Genomic DNA, 18,292 nt, shown 5'->3' with positions numbered 1-18,292 from the left:
CGCCGCGCCTCACCCCAAGGGCCGCGCCGGTATCGTGCTGGCGTCGATGAAGAAGCCGGCGGCGGTGTCCCGCAGTTCGACCGGCAAGGCGGCAGGCAGCGCGCGCAGCCAGTCCTCGACGCGATCCAGGCGGACATCGCCGCTGACCGGCAGCGCGGCCACGGTTTCATCCACCTGCACGCTACGGTCGTGGTAACGCGCCAGCCTTTGGACGGCTTCCTTCAACGGCACGCGGCTGAAGCCGATGCGGCCATTCCGCCACGGGGCGACTTCCTCCGCCGCGCCGGCCTGCGCGGGGGCGGCCTGCCAAGGCAGGCCGGGAACGATGCGCATGCGCTGCGCCGCGCCCAGCACCACTTCCCGCTCGCCGCTCAGCCAGGCACGCCAGCCGCGCGGCGTCACGGCAACTCGGCCGGCGGCAACGTGCACCTCGATCCAGCCGTCGTCCTGCGCCGTGCGCTCGCTTTCCACGGCAAAGCGGGTGCCGAGCACAGTGACACGCACGTCGGCCATGTCCACCACGAAAGGCCGTTCCGGCGCATGGGCGACGTCGAACCAGGCGCTACCGCGCAGCAAGCGCACGTGGCGGCGGCCGGCTTCGAAGACGATTTCGGCGGCGCTGCCGGCATCGAGGACGATCTGCGAACCGTCGGGCAGGCCGTACGGCTGCGCCCAGCGCTGCGGGTTGCGCCACGCCTGCCGCCATTCCACACGGCTTTCGCGCTGCGCCTGCCAGGCCGCGCCACCCGCGCCGACGCCCAGTACCAGCATGCCGAGCAGGGCTTGCAGGCTGCGCCGCTTGCGCCCGCGTTCGGCCAGGCCGGCGGGCGCATCGCCGCGCCAGTGCCCGAGGGCGTTGTGCAGGCGGTCGGTCGCGCGGATGACTTCGCGCTCGATGGTGCTGCGGGTGACGCCGTAGCGCACGGCCAGTTCGTCGTGGCCGATGCCTTCGGCACGGGAAAGCAGGAAAATTTCGCGCGTGCGTTCCGGCAGCGCATGCAGGGCAAGGGCGACTTCCCGCAGGGCTTCGCGGTGCAGGTGCCGGTCCAGCGTATCGGCGCTGGCGTGGCCTTCCGGCTCCGGCAGCGCATCGCCTGCGTGCGCGACGAAGAGCTGGCGCTTGCGCTGGAGCTGGCGCAGATGGTCCGCGGCCATGTTGTGCGCCATGGCGAAGAGATAGGCGCGCGGGTTGTCCGGGCGGGTCTGCTCAGTACCCAGGCTGAGCCGGGCGCCGAGTTCCTGTACAACTTCCTGCGCGTCGTCGCCGTTGCCCAGGCGCCGCGCCACGTAGCGCAGCAGCGCGCCGTACTGGTGCTGGAAGACCGCGAGCAGGCCATCGCTGGCGCCATTCGGCGAGACGTCGGCAGTGGTGGGGGCGGTGCAGGGCGCGGGCGGATTCATGGCAAGAGGCGGGAGGAACGAGCATCCGCATGGTAGCGGATAAGCTTATTGAGATGCATTCCTGTTTGCGTGGCGCACATGCCCCACCGGAGCCCGCCGCGTACGGCTCCGGTAGGGCGGACGGGCTGCTTCCCTCAGTCCCAGGCCGGCGCGAAATCCGGATTCACCACCCGCTCGCCACGGTCCAGCGCGGTGATTTCCGCCATCTCCGCCTCGCTCAGTTGCAGGCCGGCGGCGGCCAGGTTGCTCGCCAGGTTCTCGCGCTTGGTGGAAGACGGAATCACCGCGTAGCCCTGTTGCAGCAGCCAGGCCAGCGCCACCTGCGCGGGCGTGGCGCTGCGGGACTGGGCGATGCGCTGGATGACCGGCTCGACCAGCACCTTGCGGTAGGCCAGCGGCATGTAGGCGGTGAGGTGGATGCCCTGGCTGCGGGCGAACTCGGCCAGCACGCGGTTTTGCAGCAGCGGGTGGATTTCCACCTGGTTGGTGGCGATCTCGCCCGCGCCCACGAGTGCGATGGCTTCGCGCAGAAGGGCGATGGGGAAGTTGGAGACGCCGATCAGCCGGGTCAGCCCGCGCCGCTTGGCTTCAGCCAGCGCACCCAGCGTTTCGGCGAGCGGCACCGCAGCATCCGGCGAGGGCCAGTGGATCAGGGTGAGGTCGACCTGCTCCACGCGCAGCCTGGCGAGGCTTTCTTCCAGGCTGGCGATGAGCTTGTCCCGGGTGTAGCGGTCGGTCCAGATCTTGGTGGTGAGGAAGAGCTGTTCGCGCGCCACGCCGCTTTCGGCGATGGCCTGGCCGACCTCGGCCTCGTTGCCGTAGATCTGCGCGGTGTCGATGTGGCGGTAGCCGAGTTCCAGGCCGGTACGCACGGAATCGATGGCGGTCTGGCCCTTCAGGCGGAAGGTGCCGAGGCCGATGGCGGGCATGGGGATGGACATGGTGTTCTCCTTTGCGAAGGCTTGCTTGAATCAGTGGCCGGCGGCCACTGCAACGCTGGACTATCTATAGGTACAGATGGATCGTACCCGGGCGGACGGCACATCCGCGACCTGGCCGGCCATCACTGCCGGAATCCGGGGCGGCAGCGGTACACTGCCTCCCCCAACCCACCCGCGAACCATGATGAACCCCCTGCTCTCCGCCTACGCCGTGCTCGGCGTGGCCATCGTGCTGGAAATCATCGGCACCACCTTCCTGCAGAAGTCCGAACAGTTCACCCGTCTGATGCCCACGCTGGTCATGGCCGTGTGCTACCTGGGGGCGTTCTACTTTCTCTCGCTGGCGCTGCGGGTGATCCCGGTGGGGCTAGCGTATGCGATCTGGAGCGGGCTGGGCATCGTGCTGATCTCGCTAGTGGGCTACGTGGTGTTTCGCCAGTCGCTGGACCTGCCGGCCATCATCGGGCTGGGGTTGATCATCGCCGGCGTGGTGGTGATCAACGTGTTCTCCAGGTCGATCTCGCATTGAGGCAGGACGCGGCGCTTGTCCCTGCTCGCCGCCGCTTCGCCTACAATAGCCGTTGCTGAACACCCTCCGCCTTCACTTCCGAACATGACCGCCTTCTCCCACGCCGCCGTATTCCCCGCGCCGCAACGCGCGGGCGGGCGCGTGGGCGCCGGCCGGGCCGCCCAGGCGCTGCGCTGCGTCGGCCCGGAGCTGGCTTTCAAGGTCAAGGGGTCGCCCGCCGTGCTTTCCATGGCCGTGCGGGGCCGGTTCGGGGACTGAAACCCGGCCGCCCCGCACGGCACCTTGCCCGGGGCACCCGCGACACGCCCCGTTCAACGTGCAGCCGGAGCGGTTCCTCAAGCACCCCACGCAATTCCGCACTTTCCGCCCCATACCGGGCGGCACCGGCCTTTAAGGCCAGGCGGAAAGAGACACCACAGGGCCACCCCGGCTGCGATCAGAGCGCCGTACCCCATGTACGGCGCCGGCACGCACACAAGGCCCCGCCATGGATTTCAGCAAGCACTTTCTCAAAGCCAAGCGCCCGTGCACCGACGGGTTCCGCTGGTACATCCGCCACTGCCCGGATGTCAGCAACTATCAGGAAACCCTCGACGCGCTGGTCGCGGACGGGCGCGCCAACGACGCCTGCTGGCTGCTCGACCAGTTCGGCCCCACCGACGGGGTGCGCGAACTGGACAGCCTGGACGCCGAGGCGATGGTGTTCGCCGGCACGCTGATCGTGCGCGGCCACGTCGACGCCGGGCAACTCCTGCGCTGCGGGCGCAGCCTGCACGTGGACGGCGGCATCCGCTGCGGCGGCGACCTGCGCACCGGCGAAGACCTGCGCTGCGAAGGCGCGCTGCACGTCGGCGGCCAGCTCGAAGTCGGTGGCGACCTGCGCGTGCATTGGAGCATCGACGCCCACGGCGACATGAACGTGGGCGGGGAACTGCGCAGCGGCTGGGGCGTGACCTGCGGCGGCGGCCTCGCGCTGGGCGGCAATGCCCACGTCGGCGGCACGCTGCAGGCCGACGGCGAGGTGCGCTGCGGCAAGGGCCTGCAATGCGGCGAAGACCTGATCGCCGCGCGCATCCGCGCGGCGCAGGGCATCCTTGCCGGACAATCCATCGAATGCGGTACCCACCTGGAAGCCGGCTGGGGCATCCGCGCGGGCGACGCCATCACGGCCGGCGGCGCCATCCGCAGCGGCGAGGGGCTGGAAGCGGGCGGGGAAATCCGCGCCGGGCGCGACTACGGCATCTTCGCCGGGCTGGACGTGCAGCGCGCGGACTGGGAAAGCTCGGCGCGCATCGTCGCCGCGCGACGCCCGGACGGCCTGATGAGCGGCCTGTGGACCGGGCCGGAAGCCGGTCGATGAGGCGCCGCCCATGCACACTCTGGAATGGCCGGCCGTGCCCGCCGGCGACTGGGCAGCCGCCGTGCGCGCGCTGCTGCGGCCCTGGCTGGAACTGCGCATCGACGTCCAGCACCCGCCGGACACCCTGGAAAACGAACTCGCCACGCTGGAACAGCGCCTGAACACGCCGGACGACATCCTGCACGGCCTGGAACGGCTGACTCCGCTGCTGCCGGACTTGATCTTCCACTACCGCGAGGCCGACGGCGAACACTACGTCTACGTGGAAGACCCGCAACGGCGCCGCCTGGCGGGCTACACCGTGTTCAACCGCCTGATCGAAATCGACCGCCGCGCCGACCGCCATCTGCGCGCGCCGCACTCCAAATACCGCCCGGAATACCGCCGGCGCGGCATCGCCACGGCGATCTACGGCTGGGCGCTGGCGCGCGGCTTCTGCCTGCTCAGCGGCGCGCGCCAATCCCCCGGCGCCCACGCGCTGTGGCTGCGCCTGGGCCGCCGGCACCCGCTGGGTTTCGTCGACCTGCGCTGCAAGACCCTGCGCTACCTGGGCGAAAGCGTGGAACCCACCGTGCGCGAGGATCTGCACACCCGCATGCTGCTGCTCGGCGAGGGCTGGACGCTGGCCGGGCTGGAGGAACGCGCCGGGCTGGTGCTGGAGGAAGTCGTCGGCCTGCGCTCCCTCGGCGGCCTGCTGGTGCTGCGCCGCTGAACGGCCCGCCTCCCACGGGAGGGGCTTTGCCCGGCGTGATCAAACTGTATTGCCAAAGGCCGGCTCTAACGCCGCCAGCACAACTCCATCGGGGCACCTCCCGAGCGGCCCCTCGCGCCCGTGTGGGTCATGGCCAGATTGCCGCAGGCGTCGTTGGCCATCGGGCCGGTCGGCACCGCCGTCAGGGTAAACGTGTCGGCGTTGCACACGATGCCGATGTTGTAGAACACGGTTCCGCCATCCTTGGGGGAACGGGTGAACGGCAGGGCAACGCCCGCGCAGCCCGCGGCGCCGTAACGGCCGTTCGTCGTGTAACGGCGTTCCATGAACTGCGTCAGTTCCATCAAGGCCGCCTGGGCGTCAGCCCGGCGGGTCTTGCGGACGTGTTCCTGATAGGACGGATAGACGATCGATGCCAGCACGCCGACGATGACGACGACGATCATCAGTTCGATCAGCGAAAAGCCGCGCTGGCCCGGTGGCCGCTGCGCGCCGTGGGAGCGGGTCTGCATCATAGGGCGTATCACCTTCAGTTCGGGATGATGCGAATCGTCTTGATGATGCCCACGCCGTCCGGGCCGGCGGGGGGTTCGCCGGTGAATTCGACGTGCATGCCCGTGCCGAGGCTCTGCGGGTCGTGGTGAATGTGGCCGGACGGTTCCCTGATCGGCGTCAGGGCGGGAATCTGGAAGGGTTCGCCACTGATGACGACGCGGGCCCCGTCCAGGCTCTCCACGATGCCGGTCCGGCGGATTTCGTCGTTTTGCGGGAAGTCCGCATCACCGCCGCTTTGCGCACCGGATGGCGGAGAGGCCACGAATCCAAGGAAAAGGGCCGCGCATAGCGCCCTGTTGAGCCGTATGGACATGTTCATTCCTGTCACTGGAGGAAGAGTTCGCGCCAACTCTGGCGGCCGGTGAGAAGGTGCCCGGGATTTTCGACGATCACTTCAAGGCCCTCGGTCGACGAGACGTACTTGAGTTCCCGTCCGTCGGCGGACACCACCGTTGGGGTTTGCGCATGGCCGCCCTCGGTCTTTCTGCCGGTGGCGGGCACCCTGAACGTTTCGCCGTCGATGGTCACGGTCACGTAGTCGGTCGCCGAAAACTGGCCGTCGCGGTCGAGATCGAATGGCGAATAGGTCAGGCGCGCGCCCGTGACGGCATTCATCTCCATGATCCAGCTCGTGCCCGCCGGTGCGCAGGGGTCGCTCGAATTGGATGGAATCATGGTGGTGAACACCAGGCGGCCGTTGCGCACCAGCGATTCGGTGACCTGGCGTTCGCCCTCGAAACCGTGCGGCGAGACCAGATCGATGTACCAGCCGCGCTGGCTGGCCCAGTTGACCGCATGGTCCGTCGTGACCCGCAGGCCCTCCTCGATCTCCTCGCCGTCCGGATCGGTGAACGTGTACGTCGATTCGAAAAGGATGCGCTGCTGGCGCAGCAGGTTGCGGCCGACCGGCATGGAGGTCGATGTGTTTCGATCCCAGATGGCATAAAAGGACTGCACGCCGCCGTTCTGGGAAATGTTGTCCGCCTGTTCGAGGTATTTGCCCGTGCCGAACAGCACGATCTGGCCGCCGAGGTTCGGGTGGCGGATCACCGTTGGCGCGGTGGTGATCGGCTGACGGTTGTCGGCGGTGCAGGTGTTTGCCGCGCAGGCCTGGAACAGTTTGTAGGCCAGCGTCCAGTTGCTGGCGCTGCTGTCGTTCAGGTCGAACTTCCACATATTGCCGAACAGATCGCCGGCGTAGACGTAATCGACCAGGTTGTCGCCGTTGAGGTCGATCGGCGTGACCGTCGCCAGGCCGTTCGGGCGATTCTGCCCGGTGGGGTCCTGCGCCGTGCCCACTCCCGTGCTGATCTTCTTGATGAGCGCTCCGGTGCGCAGGTCGACGATGTAGAGCACCGCGTTGCCGGTGGTGCTCGCATGGCCGTCGGCGATGGTGTTGTTGTAGCCGTTGCCGAACACCGCGGCCCAGGTGCCGTTGCGCAGTTTGACGATGGCCGGCCGGCTGTAGGTATAGCCCAGGTCGGCGTCATCCGCGTCGGTGAACTCCCACAGGAAGATGGAGGACGCATTGGCCTCGGAAAACTGCGCCGGATTGGTCACGTCCAGCGCATAGATTGCCTGGCCGCCCTTGTTGAGCCCGCCGGCCAGCACCGTTTTCCAGGCCCCGCCGATGAAGGCGTCCACCACCGTCGGGGTGCCGTCCACGTAGAACTTGTGGTTGTCGTTGTAATCGGGGTCCGCCAGCAGCTTCAGGCGGCCCAGCAGATGGCCGGGAATGTAGGCCAGGCCTTCGGCCCCCGTCTGGGCGTTGAAGCCGTGCAGCATGCCGTCGTTGGCGCCCACGTAGATCATCGGCGTCCGGTTGGCCCGGGCCTGCTTGAATGCGCTGTAGGGGGCGGTTTCAAGGCTGTCTGGGTAGCGCGCGCTGGGCGCGGCGACATATTGCGGCGCGGAGTTGACGATGTCGCCGAGCAGGCTGGGCCGGCTGCGGTAGGCGGCGACGCTGCTGCCACGCAGGTATTCGAGCAGGTTCTGCTGGCCGTTGAAGTAGTCGTTGCGCTCGGTGGCGGTGAACCCATCCCAACGGAACGGAATGCCGCCGGCCTTGTTGGTGATGATGGTCCGCGTTCCCCAGTTGGCGCCATTGATCAGGCTGCCGGCGTCCCACAGCGAACCGTCCGGGCCCGGGCCGTTTTTCAGCAGTTGCCCGAACGTCGGGCCGGGGGTGGTATTGATGCCGAAGGCGAGCAGTTGGCCCGTCCAGTACTCGCTGTTCATGCGGCCCTGATAGACCTTGGTGCCGTCGGAAATGAAGCCGCCGGACGCCGCAGCAGAGGAGGCGGAGCCGAGCTTGCCCTGGATGTCGGCCAGTGCCCCGCCCAGTGCCTCGCTCAATTGCTCGGCGTTGTCCGCGGTCAGGTAGAGGCCGTTTCCGTAGGCGGCCGCATCCCGCAGCATATCGTTGTCCGTGGTGAAACCGACGGTATAGGTGTACATGTTCTGCTGGGGGTAGCGCGGGTCGTCGAAGCTCTCGCCGGCCGCATCGGTCCCACCCTTGCGCATGTCGATGTCCCAGGCGAACTTGGCGATGTCGTCGAGGAAAAGCGCATGGCCTTCGGTGGCGGATTCCACCGTCGGATTGGAGCCGTCGTTGTCGATGCCATCCCAGTTGGGCAGTTTCCCGTCGGGGTCGTCCGGGTCGTTGGTGGGAAAGGTGGCGTCGTAGGTGGGCAGACCGTCGGTGATGACGATGGTGAAATTCTTCTGGCAGCGGTACTGGATGGGACTGGTGTAGCTGACGCCGGTGTTGTAGGCGCTCGACAGGCCGCGGAAATACCGGGTGACTTCGTACAGGCTCTCGGCCAGCGGCGTCCAGTTGTCCGCGTTCAGCCCGTCGATCGCGCTGACCAGCGTGCTCGTGCCGCTGCCGCAGTTGGCAAGGATGCTCCCTCCGTCTCTGTAGCCGTTCCGGGTGTTCTCGTAACCGTAATTGAAACGGCTGACGCCGAAGCGCATGCCCGGCGTGTTCTGGACGAGATCCTTGGCGACGTCGCGTGCCACGTTCATGCGATAGTCGGCGGGAATCTGCCCCTGGGTCAGGTCAGTGTCGCCGTCGAGGAATCTGTCGAGCAGGAAGCGCAGGTAGTTGCCCAGGTAGCGCGTGCTGCCGCTGCCGCGGGGCTGTGGCAGCCTGAGGCATTTGTACGTGCTCGAACTGCCCAGGCGGAACCGGCTGTATCCGCTTGAACAGCTGTCGCGCCCGAGGTTGTTCGGGTAATACGTCGTCTCGGCATCGATATCGACCCACGAATTGCCGCTGCGGTATTGCCAGTGGCCATAGCTGCCTGCTTGGTCGAAATCCTCGTGCCAGATCATGTGGTCCATGCTGCCGGAGTTGTCGATCAGCAGCATGACGTTGGGGTCGATCGAGGTCGACACCGTCAGCGGGGTGTCGGACAGGGCCAGGGGCCCGGCAAACGCGCCCGCGGCGCTGGCCGCGCACAGGGCCAGCGCGATTCGCAGGGTACGGGCAGTGCCACCGGCTCTCATCGTCGCGGCTCCTTCAGTTGTAGCGTTTGGCATAGATGGATTGCAGGAGGCGCACGGCTTCCCTGGTCTGCCCGCTGCCCACGGCGGTGGTCTGATACAGGTCGCGGCCGGTTTCCTTGTCGGCGCCGTGGCCGACGCCCAGGTGGTCGCGCAGGTAGCCGCGGTGCTCGATCAGGTAGCGGGGGGCCTCCACCGTGCTGGTCATGCTGTTTCCGCCTGAACTTTCGCCTTCGCCTTCATCCTCGCTTTCGCTTCCGCTTCCGTATTGCGTGAATCCCGCGATCCACGCATGAAGCTCGTCCAGATCGCTGGAAAGCAGCACGCTGGTGTGCGCCGGGTCGAACTCGAACACCTGGCAGCCGGTGTCCGATTCCGTGGCGCAGGGGAAACTTCTGGGCGTGGGCGGCGAAATCAGCGGAGCGATCGCCGTTTCCGCGGCGCGCAGGGCCGCTTCGGCGGCCTGGAGGGCGATGTTCTGGTCCCGCCAGTTGCCCGCCATGCGCTCTTCGAGCGCGGTGCCGCGCATGCTGCTCAGTCCCAGCAGCGTCATGACCAGCAGCATGACCAGGGCGATCAGCAGCACGGTGCCGGATTGCCGCCGGTCTTGAGGGAGGAGGCCGTGCATCATGGCAGCTTGTTCCGCAGGGCGATGGTCGAGGTGAACACCCGCGCGAGCCGGAGCTCGCCCAGTGCGGGGTAGTGGGTGGAGTCGCGGGTCAGCACCGTGCCGTCGCAGTCGGCGAAGGAGACCGTGGGGGCTCCCGTGGCCACGTTGGATTCCGGGCTGATCGCCACCAGCGTGACGCGCGCGGCGACGACCTCGTCCCAGTCGGCCACCGCGCCGGCGGCGACGTAGTTGTCCGCGTCGCTGTCCTGGTCGGTGTCGACGCCGTAGCAGATCTGCATGTCGACGATGCCTTCGACGAGCTCCTCGCCGATGGGGGCGCCCCGGTCGAAGCGCAGCCGCCTGAGTGCGGGCAGGCCGCCCGCGCCGTCGCCGATGTAATAGATGGCGCTGCGGAAGAGGTGGACGTCCGTGTCCCCGGTGTAGTCGTGGCTGAGCGGGGAGCCGGACCTGTTGCCCGGTTCGAGCGCCGTTTCTTCCGCTTCCCCTTCTTCCCCCGATCCTTCCTCCTCCGTGCCCTCGCCTGCCCCGCCTTGCCGGGCCAATACACTGGCACTGCTCTGCGCGCTGTTCTGGAAGAGGTCGCAGCCTTCACTGTCGGAAATCAGGACGATCTGGCCCGCGGGGATGCCGCTGCTGGCGGTGAGGTTGATTTCTTCCGCGCTGGTGGGGATGTCGTCGTCGGCGATGCTCACCCCGGCCGGCGCGGCCGCGTGCTTCAGCAGCAGGGTATCGCTGCCGGCGCGGTAGCCGGTCAGCGCGTACCCGCCGTTTCCGCCGTTCCAGCCGCGAATGCCTTCGTCCAGTTCGAATTTTTCGGCGGTGTAGCCGGTGCCGCCCGTGTTCAGGTGGCTCACGACCTCGGTATCGCGGCTACAGACTCCCTTGTAGCCGGCCTGGCGCAGGTCGGAGGAAAGGAAATCCATGGCGAAGCGGCCGCTTTCCTGCACGCGGGACAGCGCCTCCGTGCTGCGGTAGGTCTGGCTGCTGCCGAGATAGACGTACAGCACGCCGCCCAGCAGCAGCACGCCGAGCAGCAGGCCGATCATCAGCTCGACGATGGTCAGGCCCCGTTGGGATGCTTGGATGGCCGGCACGGCGCTAAAGCTCCGTTTCATAAACGAAGGACTGGGCGTTTTCGTCGGCCGCGCCGCTCTGGCGGATACGGCCGCGGTTGTCGTCCCAGGCGATGGTGATGGTGACGAAGCCGCCGTTGCGCACGACCGTACCCGTGGCCCCGGCGCCGAGTGCGCGCGTGACGCTCTGGTTCCAGGCACTGCGCTCGTCCCCGGTGCTGCTGTCGTCGTAATCGCCGTTTTCCACGGCTGCCTGCATGGCGCGCATGCGGTCGGCAAGATCGTAGGCAAGCAGGGTGGCCTGGGTGCGCAGATAGGCGCTGTGGTTGCTCCGCACCGAGGTGGCCTGCAGCCCTGCCAGCCCGAGCAGGCCGAACGCAAGGACGAGCATGGCCACCAGTACTTCGAGCAGCGAGGAGCCTGTTTGCTTGTTCATGCTGGGCCTTGAGTTGTGAATGGCCTGCCGCGGTCCGGGGCGTGAGGTCAGTGCGCGATGCCGGCCCGCCCAGTGGCGTCGAGGTTGACGCCCCGTGAAGCGTTGCCGGATTCGACGGTAAAGACCCGGGCGCCGCCGGCGCGTCCGTCGGCCAGAAACACCGCGCCCCCTTCCGGGCCCGTGAAAACGACTTGAGACGGATCCCATACACGGATCACGCCATTCGCACTCAGGACCAGCCAGCCCGCCGACCAGTCGGTGCCGTCCTCGCAGGCATCCCCCGCTTCGTTGCGCCGGCAGGCGGTGATCGGCTTGCGCTGCCGGATGGCTTCCGTACGGGCCAGTTGCAGCGCCGCCAGCAACTCATTGGCGGCCACCGCGACCCGGTTGCGCTGGATCATCTGGGTGAAGGACGGTGCCGCCAGCCCGGCGATGACCGCGAGAATGGCAAGCGCCACCATCAGTTCGATAAGCGTGAAACCGGCATGCTTGTCCATGCGCATAGTTTGGTTCGATCGCTAGCGATGCAGCGGGTGTCTGCGCCACTGCCTGTTGATTACCATTGCGCTGGCGTACGCTCGCGGTAGACTGGGCGAGCCCATGCATTCCCCGAAGCCCGTGCGGCCTCGGCGTTCGTTATCGTTGTCGCAATCCGGCCGGATTTCCTGCCCGGGGACGCCATGCGTCTCCCGGCGGGCCGTTTGTTGGCCGACGCAAAACGCGGCGGGGGCATGCGCAAGCGAAGCGAAAGGCCTCAGGCTGTGGTGTCAGCCGGATGTACCAGCGTGCATACAGCGCCTGCCCTTTTCCAGGGGAGGTGCCGATGCCGGCTGGGCGTCAAACCGTTCGACCGGCTTTCCACGCAGGAGCAGTGCATGCCCTTTACCTCCCTTGGCAGGTGCGTTGGATGGATTACATACTCAAATTTGCTAACTGTCAACAACGATGCATATTCAAATTTGAACCATCTGCTTCAGTGCCATCCGGTGAGGATTGATGTGGCGCTGAAATCGAGGCGTATATCGGTTTTCCTGGCAGAACGGCACATGGGTGTCCGTCTGTCCCGGGCGTCGCGCTTTCATTGCGGAAGAGCAGCATGATCGCCGAGCGGATCAAAAAAGCCCGTGATGTGCTCAAATTGTCGCAGTCCGAGGCGGCGAGGATATCCGGGATACCTTTGGGGACGCTACGCAAATACGAGCATGGCCCGAGCCAGCCGGGGGCGGAGGCGATCGTCCGGTTCACCCGGCTCGGGATCAATGCCCATTGGCTGCTGACGGGGACGGGGGCGATGCTGCTGGACGGGCAGCCATGCCCGGTGGCGGATTCCGCGCAGGAGCTGGAGACCCAGGGCGCGTCCGCCGACTACGTCGCGCTCCCGCCCTGCAGCGCAGCACGGGACGCGGCGGACCCCGGCGAGCGCGCCGACTCCGGGGCCTGCGGCGATGCGCTGATGTTCAGGAAAGACTGGATCCGGATCGAGCTGGACGCCGCGCCGTCCGACCTGTGCTTCATCCGCGTCAGCGGCGACTCCATGGAGCCCATGCTGCGTGCGGGCGACGTGATCCTGGTCGATACCCGCGCCCGCCACCCCAACCGGGAGGGCGTCTACATCCTGCGCATGGACGGCATGCTGCTGGTCAAGCGCATCCAGGCCATGCCTGGCGGCACCTTGCAGATTTCCAGCGACAACGCGGCTTTCGTTCCCTGGCTGATCAAACTGGCCGAACTGGAACAATCCGACCTGACCGTCGTCGGCCGCGTGGTGTGGTCCGGGCGGCGCCTCTGAGGAGGGGCGCCACCCCCGAATCATCCCATATCAATAGCGCACGCCCCCTAGCAAGGCCACCACCTTCTCCCGCAAGCCCTCGGGCGTCGCTTCCGCCGCCCCCACCGGCGGCGCGGCCAGCAGCTCCACGCGGCTGAACGCCCCCCGGCGGAACGGCCGGGTCATCGCCGGGCCGTCCTTGCGGCTGAAGAAGCTGCCCCACAGCCCGCGCAGCGCCAGCGGCACCACCGGCACCGGGGTGCGCTCGACGATGCGCGCGATGCCGGGGCGGAAGGGCTGCAGTTCGCCGTTCCCGGTGATGCCCCCTTCCGGGAAGATGCCCACCAGTTCGCCGGCTTCCAGCGCGCGGGCGACCTCGTCGAAGGCGCGCTCCATCATCGCCGGGTCTTCCTTCGCCGGGGCGATGGGAATCGCCCGGCTGGTGCGGAACACGAAGGACAGGATGGGCCAGCGGAAGATGCGATGGTCCATGACGAAGCGGATCGGCCGACGGCAGGCCGCCATGATGATCAACGCATCGACGAAGCTCACGTGGTTGGCGACGATCACCGCACCGCCCTGCTCCGGCACGTGCTCCATGCCCTGTACGCGCAGGCGATACACCGTGTGCACCAGCAGCCAGACGATGAAGCGCAGCAGGAATTCCGGCACCAGGGTGTAAATGTAGATCGCCACCGCGGCGTTGAGCAGCGCGGTAATCAGGAACAGCTGCGGCACGCTGGCCCCGGCGGCCAGCAGGCCCGCCCCCATGCCGGCGGCCACCACCATGAACAGCGCGTTGAGGATGTTGTTGGCGGCGATGATGCGCGAGCGGTGCGAGGGCACGGAGCGGCTCTGCACCAGCGCGTACAGCGGCACGATGTAGAAACCGCCGCACAGCGCCACCATGACCAGATCGAAGAGGATGCGCCAGGTGGCCGGTTCGGCCAGCAGTTCGGCAAGCGGGCGCAGCGTGGCGCCGCCGGCATCCATCGCCGAGCTGGCCCACCACAGGTCCAGGCCGAACACCGTGAGGCCGATGGAGCCGAAGGGCACCAGGCCGATTTCCACGTGCTTGCCGGACAGGCGCTCGCACAGCAGCGAACCCGCCGCGATGCCCACCGAGAACACCGCCAGCAGCAGGGTCACCGCCTTCTCGTCGCCACCCAGCACGGTGGAGGCGAAGCCGGGAAACTGCGAGAGGAACACCGCGCCGTAGAACCAGAACCACGAGATGCCCAGGATGGACAGGAACACCGTGCGGTTCTCGCGCACGAAGCCAAGCATCTGCCAGGTCTGAGTGGCCGGGTTCCAGTCGATCTTCATGCCCGGATCGACCGCCGCGGCCGGCGGGATGGCGCGGCTGGCCAGATACCCCAGCACCGCCACCGCCAGCGTGCCGGCCGACACCCACACACTGCCCGACGGCACGGCGATCAGCAGGCCGCCGACGATGGTGCCGAGCAGGATGGCGAGGAAGGTGCCGGACTCCACCAGCGCGTTGCCGCCCACCAGTTCGGTTTCGTCGAGCACCTGCGGCAGGATGGCGTACTTGACCGGCCCGAAGATGGCCGACTGCGTGCCCATGAGGAACAGGCAGAACAGCATCAGCCCCACTGAAGACAGCGCGAAGGCCGCCGTGGCGAGCAGCATGATCACCACTTCCAGCAGCTTGGTGAAGCGGATCAGCCGGCTCTTCTCGTACTTGTCGGCGAACTGCCCGGCGGTGGCGGAGAACAGCAGAAAGGGCAGGATGAACAGCCCGGCGGCCAGGTTCACCAGCACGCCCGGCGACAGGGTGGTGAGCCGCGCGGCCTGGAAGGTGATCAGCACCACCAGGGCGTTCTTGTAGAAGTTGTCGTTGAACGCGCCGAGGAACTGGGTCAGGAAGAAGGGCAGGAAACGGCGTTCCCGCATCAGTTTGAACTGGGAGCTCATTTGGACTTCCGGTCGAAGAAGCGGCGGGTTTCGAACACGTTCGCCGGCAGGCGGCGGCCGTGGCTGGTCAGGTGGCGGTTGAGCACGAAGATGAACAGCAGCGGGTTGTAGCGCCGGATCGTTTCAAGCACCGGTGCGGCCTCCTCGGCCAGCAGGCCGGCGCGTGCCAGCGCTGCGGGCGAAATCACCGGCAGGATGCCAGGCAGGGGGTAGTCGGTGCCGTACAGCAGGCGGGGATGCAGATCGTCGCGCTCCAGCAGCGTGCGCAGCACCTCGGGCGGACGGTTGCGCAACAGGACGGCGGCGATGTCGCCATGCAGCAGCCCGCGATGGCGCTCGTCGCCCATCATGCGCAGGAACAGTTCGAAGCTGGACACACGCGGACCCTGCACGCCGCGGTCCAGATCGATGTCCTCGCCGGCCGTCCCGCAGTGCGCCATGACCACCCTCACCCCCTGGTCGAGCGCACGGCGCAGCAGCAGCGGATTGCCCCATTCCGCGCGGCCCAGGCCATGCACCACGCGTTCTTCGCCGACGTGGGTGATCAGCGGCAGGTCCAGGCGGGCCAGGACGCGGTAGAAACGCTCGCAGGCCGGAACGGCCGGATCGATACCCATGGCCGGAGGCAACCATTTGACCGCGCGGGCGCCTTCTTCCGCCGCGCGCTCCAGGGCGTCCTCGGCATCCGCACGGTAGGGGTGCACCGAACACACCCACTCGAAGCGCTGCGGTGCGGCGCGTGCCACGTCGCGGGCGTATTCGTTGGGCACGTACAGGGTGCTGTATTCGGGCACCGGCATGCCGTCCGGCGTATGCACGCGGTCGAAGGCGAACAGCACGGTCTTGTAGCCGGGCGCCATGTCGGCCATCAGGGTGTGCAGGCGCTCGACGTAGCGGTCATCCACGCCGCCGGGTTCCGTGTTGGCGCATGCTGCGTTGAGGAACACATGGGTCTGCAGATAACGCAGCGGATTGCGCAGACGGGTCATGTCCGGCCCCAGCGCCACACCGTAGCCACCGTCGCCGCTGCCCGCCAGATGGGCGTGGGCGTCCCAGACTTGCGCGGGGTCGAGGCCCTGCCAGGAAGCGGCGACCAGCGGGTGGCTGGACAGTTCGGCCGGCAGGCCGGACAGGCAGGGGTTGAGCACCTTGCCGCGAGCCAGCACGGCCGCCACGCCACCGGCCGCCACCAGTGCGCCACCGGCCAGCCCGGCACGCAGCCAACGCCGGCGCGCCGGCAAAATCGGAGAGGAAGCAAGGCGCATCAGGCGGCCTCCGCACGCTGTTTGAGGATGACATGGTCGATCTTACCGGTGCCCAGCAACGGCAGTGTTTCCACGCCGACGAGAATACGCGGCACGGCCAGTTCGGACGCGCCGCTGGCGCGTGCGGCGGCGGCCAGGGCCTCGCGGGTCAGCGCGCGGTCGGTGGTGAACAGCACCAGCGCCTCGCCCTTGCCCTCATCCGGGCGGCTGCTGGCGGCGTGCTGGGCGGCCGGCGAGGCGGTGGCGGCGATCTTCTCCACCACTTCCAGGCTGACCATCTCGCCGGCGATCTTGGCGAAGCGCTTCACCCGGCCGACGATGCGCACGAAGCCTTCGTCGTCGATCTCCACCACGTCGCCGGTGTCGTACCAGCCCTCGCCGATTTCCGAGGCCGGCGCCTGCAGCACGCCCGGCGCATCGGCCTTGAGGTAGCCGCTCATCAGATTGGGGCCGCTCACGTGCAGCATGCCGCGCCGCCCGCCGTCGGCGTCGATGCCGGGCACCGGCACCAGCCTGGCGTGCAGGCCGGGCAGCACCTGGCCGACAGTGCCGCGCCGGAAGGCCATCGGCGTGTTCACCGCGATCACCGGAGCGGTTTCGGTGGCGCCGTAGCCTTCGAAGATGCGGATGCCGAACTTGTCGAACCACTGCTCGCGCACCAGCTCGGCCAGCTTTTCCGCCCCGGCGATGACGTAGCGCAGGCGGTGGAAATCGTAGGGGTGGGCGTGCCTGGCGTAGTTGCCCAGGAAGGTGGAGGTGCCCAGCAGCACCGTGCACGCGCGGTCGTAGGCCAGTTCCGGAATCACCCGGTAGTGCAGCGGGCTGGGGTAGAGGAACACCCGCGCGCCGCACAGTACCGGCAGCAGCCCGCCGGCGGTGAGCCCGAAGGAGTGGAACAGCGGCAGGGCGTTGAGCACCTTGTCATCCACCGAGAAATCCACCACCGCGCGGATCTGCGCGATGTTGGCGAGCAGCGCGCGGTGCGAGAGCACCACGCCCTTGGGCTTGCCCTCGGAGCCGGAGGTGAACAGGACCACCGCCGGGTCCTCGGCGTCGCCGATGTGGCTGGCCGCGCGCGGAAAATGCGCCGCCCACAGCAGCAGCCACAGCTTGTCGGCCAGCTTCATGTTGGCGCGCAGGTCTTCCAGGTAGAGCACGCGCAGATCGTGCAAGGCGGCGAGCTTGTCGCCCAGCTTGGCCTGTTCGACGAAGGCGCGCGAGGTGATCACCGTGCGGATGCGCGCCGCGTCGCAGGCGGCCTGCATGCCTTCCACCCCGGCGGTGTAGTTGAGCATGGCCGGCACGCGCCGCCGCGCGCTGAGGCCGAACACCAGCGCCAGCGTGGGCGCCAGGTTGGGCAGCAGCACGCCGACGTTCTCGTCCGGCGCCGTTTCGCGCTCAACCAGGCGGCCGAGCGCCAGCGCCATGCGCACCAGTTCGGCATAGGAGTACTCCTGCCGCTTCAGGTCTTCCACCAGCCGGCGCGAACGGCCCTGGATGGCGGCGGTGTCCAGCAACGCCTCGAACAGCGTCTGGCGCGGACGGCTGGCGAAGATCATCTCCTGCATGATGCGACGCATGGCCTCACCCGCCTTGCGGCGGCGCTCGCGCGCCGTAGGCGCGGCGGGCATCTCGATGCGCGTGGTGGGCTGGATGTACAGGCTGATCTGCGGCAGCAGGCGGCGCGGGTAACGCCCGTCGAGGCGCGAGAAATAGGTGCGCGCGGCGCCGTCGATGCGCACCGGCAGGAGGGTGGCGCCGGTGCGCGCGGCCACGAAGGCCGGGCCGTCATAGGTCTTCATCAGGCTGCCGGTGGTGGTGATGCGCCCTTCCGGAAAGATCACCACTGGGCGGCCGGACTCCAGCAGGCGCACCACGCGCTTCATCGCCATCGGGCTGGTGGGATCGACGGTGAGGTGATCCACCAGCATCAGCACCAGTCGGTAGAAGGGGTTGCGGATCACCGTGGTATGCACCACGAACACCGGGTCCAGCGGCAGGAACAGGCCGAGCAGCAGGCCGTCGAGCAGCGATTCGTGGTTGGCGATGACCAGCAGGCGGTCCTGCGGCGCGGGCATGCAGCCCTCCACGCGCACGCGGAACAGCACGCGGGCCACCGCGCGCAGAACGAACTTGGCCAGGGAACGCAGCATGATGTGGCTCCAGTAGCAGAAAA

The 18,292-nt window shown here is 67.9% G+C and carries 17 protein-coding genes; 5 read left to right on the top strand and 12 right to left on the bottom strand.

Features of this window, described 5'->3' with window-relative positions; translation table 11 throughout:
- Positions 1–9: 9 nt before the first annotated feature.
- On the bottom strand, positions 10–1,401 hold the full coding sequence (locus E6C76_RS11530) for a sigma-70 family RNA polymerase sigma factor (protein ID WP_136348392.1): 1,392 nt from the start codon (positions 1,399–1,401) through the stop codon (positions 10–12).
- Between the two features lie 134 nt (positions 1,402–1,535).
- The gene (gene dkgB, locus E6C76_RS11525) at positions 1,536–2,342 is read right to left on the bottom strand and encodes a 2,5-didehydrogluconate reductase DkgB (RefSeq protein ID WP_136348391.1); all 807 of its coding nucleotides are present in this window, start codon (positions 2,340–2,342) and stop codon (positions 1,536–1,538) included.
- A gap of 181 nt (positions 2,343–2,523) precedes the next feature.
- Between dkgB and E6C76_RS11520 the strand changes: the two genes are divergently transcribed.
- From E6C76_RS11520 to E6C76_RS11505, 4 genes are all read left to right on the top strand, one after another.
- Positions 2,524–2,871 carry a DMT family transporter gene (locus tag E6C76_RS11520; RefSeq protein ID WP_408003482.1) on the top strand — a complete coding sequence of 116 codons (348 nt, stop codon included), beginning with the start codon at positions 2,524–2,526 and terminating at the stop codon, positions 2,869–2,871.
- A gap of 15 nt (positions 2,872–2,886) precedes the next feature.
- The gene (locus E6C76_RS11515; RefSeq protein ID WP_136348390.1) at positions 2,887–3,129 is read left to right on the top strand and encodes a hypothetical protein; all 243 of its coding nucleotides are present in this window, start codon (positions 2,887–2,889) and stop codon (positions 3,127–3,129) included.
- 229 nt (positions 3,130–3,358) lie between these two features.
- On the top strand, positions 3,359–4,231 hold the full coding sequence (locus E6C76_RS11510) for a DUF342 domain-containing protein (protein WP_136348389.1): 873 nt from the start codon (positions 3,359–3,361) through the stop codon (positions 4,229–4,231).
- A gap of 10 nt (positions 4,232–4,241) precedes the next feature.
- Complete coding sequence (locus E6C76_RS11505; protein WP_211090197.1) at positions 4,242–4,943, top strand: hypothetical protein; 702 nt, start codon at positions 4,242–4,244, stop codon at positions 4,941–4,943.
- A 65-nt stretch (positions 4,944–5,008) separates the two neighbouring features.
- On the opposite strand, the gene E6C76_RS22415 is transcribed toward E6C76_RS11505, so the two are convergent.
- Genes E6C76_RS22415 through E6C76_RS11470 form a run of 7 tightly spaced genes read right to left on the bottom strand, consistent with a single transcriptional unit; the run spans position 5,009 to position 11,642 of the window.
- Positions 5,009–5,458, bottom strand: coding sequence for a type IV pilin protein (locus tag E6C76_RS22415; protein WP_331000013.1), 450 nt, complete (start codon positions 5,456–5,458; stop codon positions 5,009–5,011).
- Between the two features lie 14 nt (positions 5,459–5,472).
- Entirely contained in the window at positions 5,473–5,811 is a 339-nt protein-coding gene (locus E6C76_RS11495) for a hypothetical protein (RefSeq protein ID WP_136348388.1), read from the bottom strand.
- Between the two features lie 11 nt (positions 5,812–5,822).
- A complete protein-coding gene (locus E6C76_RS11490; RefSeq protein WP_168734325.1) occupies positions 5,823–9,008 on the bottom strand; it encodes a pilus assembly protein in 3,186 nt (1,061 codons plus the stop codon).
- Between the two features lie 13 nt (positions 9,009–9,021).
- A complete protein-coding gene (locus tag E6C76_RS22065; protein WP_168734324.1) occupies positions 9,022–9,636 on the bottom strand; it encodes a pilus assembly PilX family protein in 615 nt (204 codons plus the stop codon).
- Positions 9,633–10,730, bottom strand: coding sequence for a PilW family protein (locus E6C76_RS11480; RefSeq protein WP_168734323.1), 1,098 nt, complete (start codon positions 10,728–10,730; stop codon positions 9,633–9,635). Before E6C76_RS11480 ends, E6C76_RS22065 begins: the two co-directional genes overlap by 4 nt.
- Positions 10,731–10,734: 4 nt before the next feature.
- Positions 10,735–11,145, bottom strand: a complete 411-nt coding sequence (gene pilV / locus E6C76_RS11475; protein WP_136348385.1) for a type IV pilus modification protein PilV — start codon at positions 11,143–11,145, stop codon at positions 10,735–10,737.
- A gap of 47 nt (positions 11,146–11,192) precedes the next feature.
- Entirely contained in the window at positions 11,193–11,642 is a 450-nt protein-coding gene (locus E6C76_RS11470) for a GspH/FimT family pseudopilin (RefSeq protein ID WP_168734322.1), read from the bottom strand.
- Between the two features lie 599 nt (positions 11,643–12,241).
- Here E6C76_RS11470 and E6C76_RS11465 point away from each other — a divergent pair.
- Complete coding sequence (locus E6C76_RS11465; RefSeq protein ID WP_136348384.1) at positions 12,242–12,934, top strand: XRE family transcriptional regulator; 693 nt, start codon at positions 12,242–12,244, stop codon at positions 12,932–12,934.
- 30 nt (positions 12,935–12,964) lie between these two features.
- On the opposite strand, the gene E6C76_RS11460 is transcribed toward E6C76_RS11465, so the two are convergent.
- Genes E6C76_RS11460 through aas form a run of 3 tightly spaced genes read right to left on the bottom strand, consistent with a single transcriptional unit; the run spans position 12,965 to position 18,269 of the window.
- Positions 12,965–14,851 (bottom strand): MFS transporter, encoded by a 1,887-nt coding sequence (locus E6C76_RS11460; RefSeq protein ID WP_136348383.1) that lies wholly within the window; start codon positions 14,849–14,851, stop codon positions 12,965–12,967.
- On the bottom strand, positions 14,848–16,116 hold the full coding sequence (locus tag E6C76_RS11455; RefSeq protein ID WP_136348382.1) for an amidohydrolase family protein: 1,269 nt from the start codon (positions 16,114–16,116) through the stop codon (positions 14,848–14,850). The genes E6C76_RS11460 and E6C76_RS11455 overlap by 4 nt, the downstream gene beginning before the upstream one ends.
- Positions 16,116–18,269 (bottom strand): bifunctional acyl-ACP--phospholipid O-acyltransferase/long-chain-fatty-acid--ACP ligase, encoded by a 2,154-nt coding sequence (gene aas / locus E6C76_RS11450; protein WP_136348381.1) that lies wholly within the window; start codon positions 18,267–18,269, stop codon positions 16,116–16,118. Before aas ends, E6C76_RS11455 begins: the two co-directional genes overlap by 1 nt.
- Between the last annotated feature and the right edge of the window lie 23 nt (positions 18,270–18,292).

Source organism: Pseudothauera nasutitermitis (genome assembly GCF_004801295.1).
Lineage (GTDB): Bacteria > Pseudomonadota > Gammaproteobacteria > Burkholderiales > Rhodocyclaceae > Pseudothauera > Pseudothauera nasutitermitis.
The sequence above is the reverse complement of the archived record's forward strand: the minus strand, read 5'-3'. Positions and strand labels throughout refer to the sequence as shown.

Bases quoted from the DNA above. Each gene is read 5' to 3' on its own strand.
- E6C76_RS11530 (WP_136348392.1), bottom strand. From the start codon at position 1,401: ATGAATCCGCCCGCGCCCTGCACCGCCCCCACCACTGCCGACGTCTCG.
- dkgB (WP_136348391.1), bottom strand. From the start codon at position 2,342: ATGTCCATCCCCATGCCCGCCATCGGCCTCGGCACCTTCCGCCTGAAG.
- E6C76_RS11520 (WP_408003482.1), top strand. From the start codon at position 2,524: ATGATGAACCCCCTGCTCTCCGCCTACGCCGTGCTCGGCGTGGCCATC.
- E6C76_RS11510 (WP_136348389.1), top strand. From the start codon at position 3,359: ATGGATTTCAGCAAGCACTTTCTCAAAGCCAAGCGCCCGTGCACCGAC.
- E6C76_RS11505 (WP_211090197.1), top strand. From the start codon at position 4,242: ATGCACACTCTGGAATGGCCGGCCGTGCCCGCCGGCGACTGGGCAGCC.
- E6C76_RS22415 (WP_331000013.1), bottom strand. From the start codon at position 5,458: ATGATGCAGACCCGCTCCCACGGCGCGCAGCGGCCACCGGGCCAGCGC.
- E6C76_RS11495 (WP_136348388.1), bottom strand. From the start codon at position 5,811: ATGTCCATACGGCTCAACAGGGCGCTATGCGCGGCCCTTTTCCTTGGA.
- E6C76_RS11490 (WP_168734325.1), bottom strand. From the start codon at position 9,008: ATGAGAGCCGGTGGCACTGCCCGTACCCTGCGAATCGCGCTGGCCCTG.
- E6C76_RS22065 (WP_168734324.1), bottom strand. From the start codon at position 9,636: ATGATGCACGGCCTCCTCCCTCAAGACCGGCGGCAATCCGGCACCGTG.
- pilV (WP_136348385.1), bottom strand. From the start codon at position 11,145: ATGAACAAGCAAACAGGCTCCTCGCTGCTCGAAGTACTGGTGGCCATG.
- E6C76_RS11470 (WP_168734322.1), bottom strand. From the start codon at position 11,642: ATGGACAAGCATGCCGGTTTCACGCTTATCGAACTGATGGTGGCGCTT.
- E6C76_RS11465 (WP_136348384.1), top strand. From the start codon at position 12,242: ATGATCGCCGAGCGGATCAAAAAAGCCCGTGATGTGCTCAAATTGTCG.
- E6C76_RS11460 (WP_136348383.1), bottom strand. From the start codon at position 14,851: ATGAGCTCCCAGTTCAAACTGATGCGGGAACGCCGTTTCCTGCCCTTC.
- E6C76_RS11455 (WP_136348382.1), bottom strand. From the start codon at position 16,116: ATGCGCCTTGCTTCCTCTCCGATTTTGCCGGCGCGCCGGCGTTGGCTG.
- aas (WP_136348381.1), bottom strand. From the start codon at position 18,269: ATGCTGCGTTCCCTGGCCAAGTTCGTTCTGCGCGCGGTGGCCCGCGTG.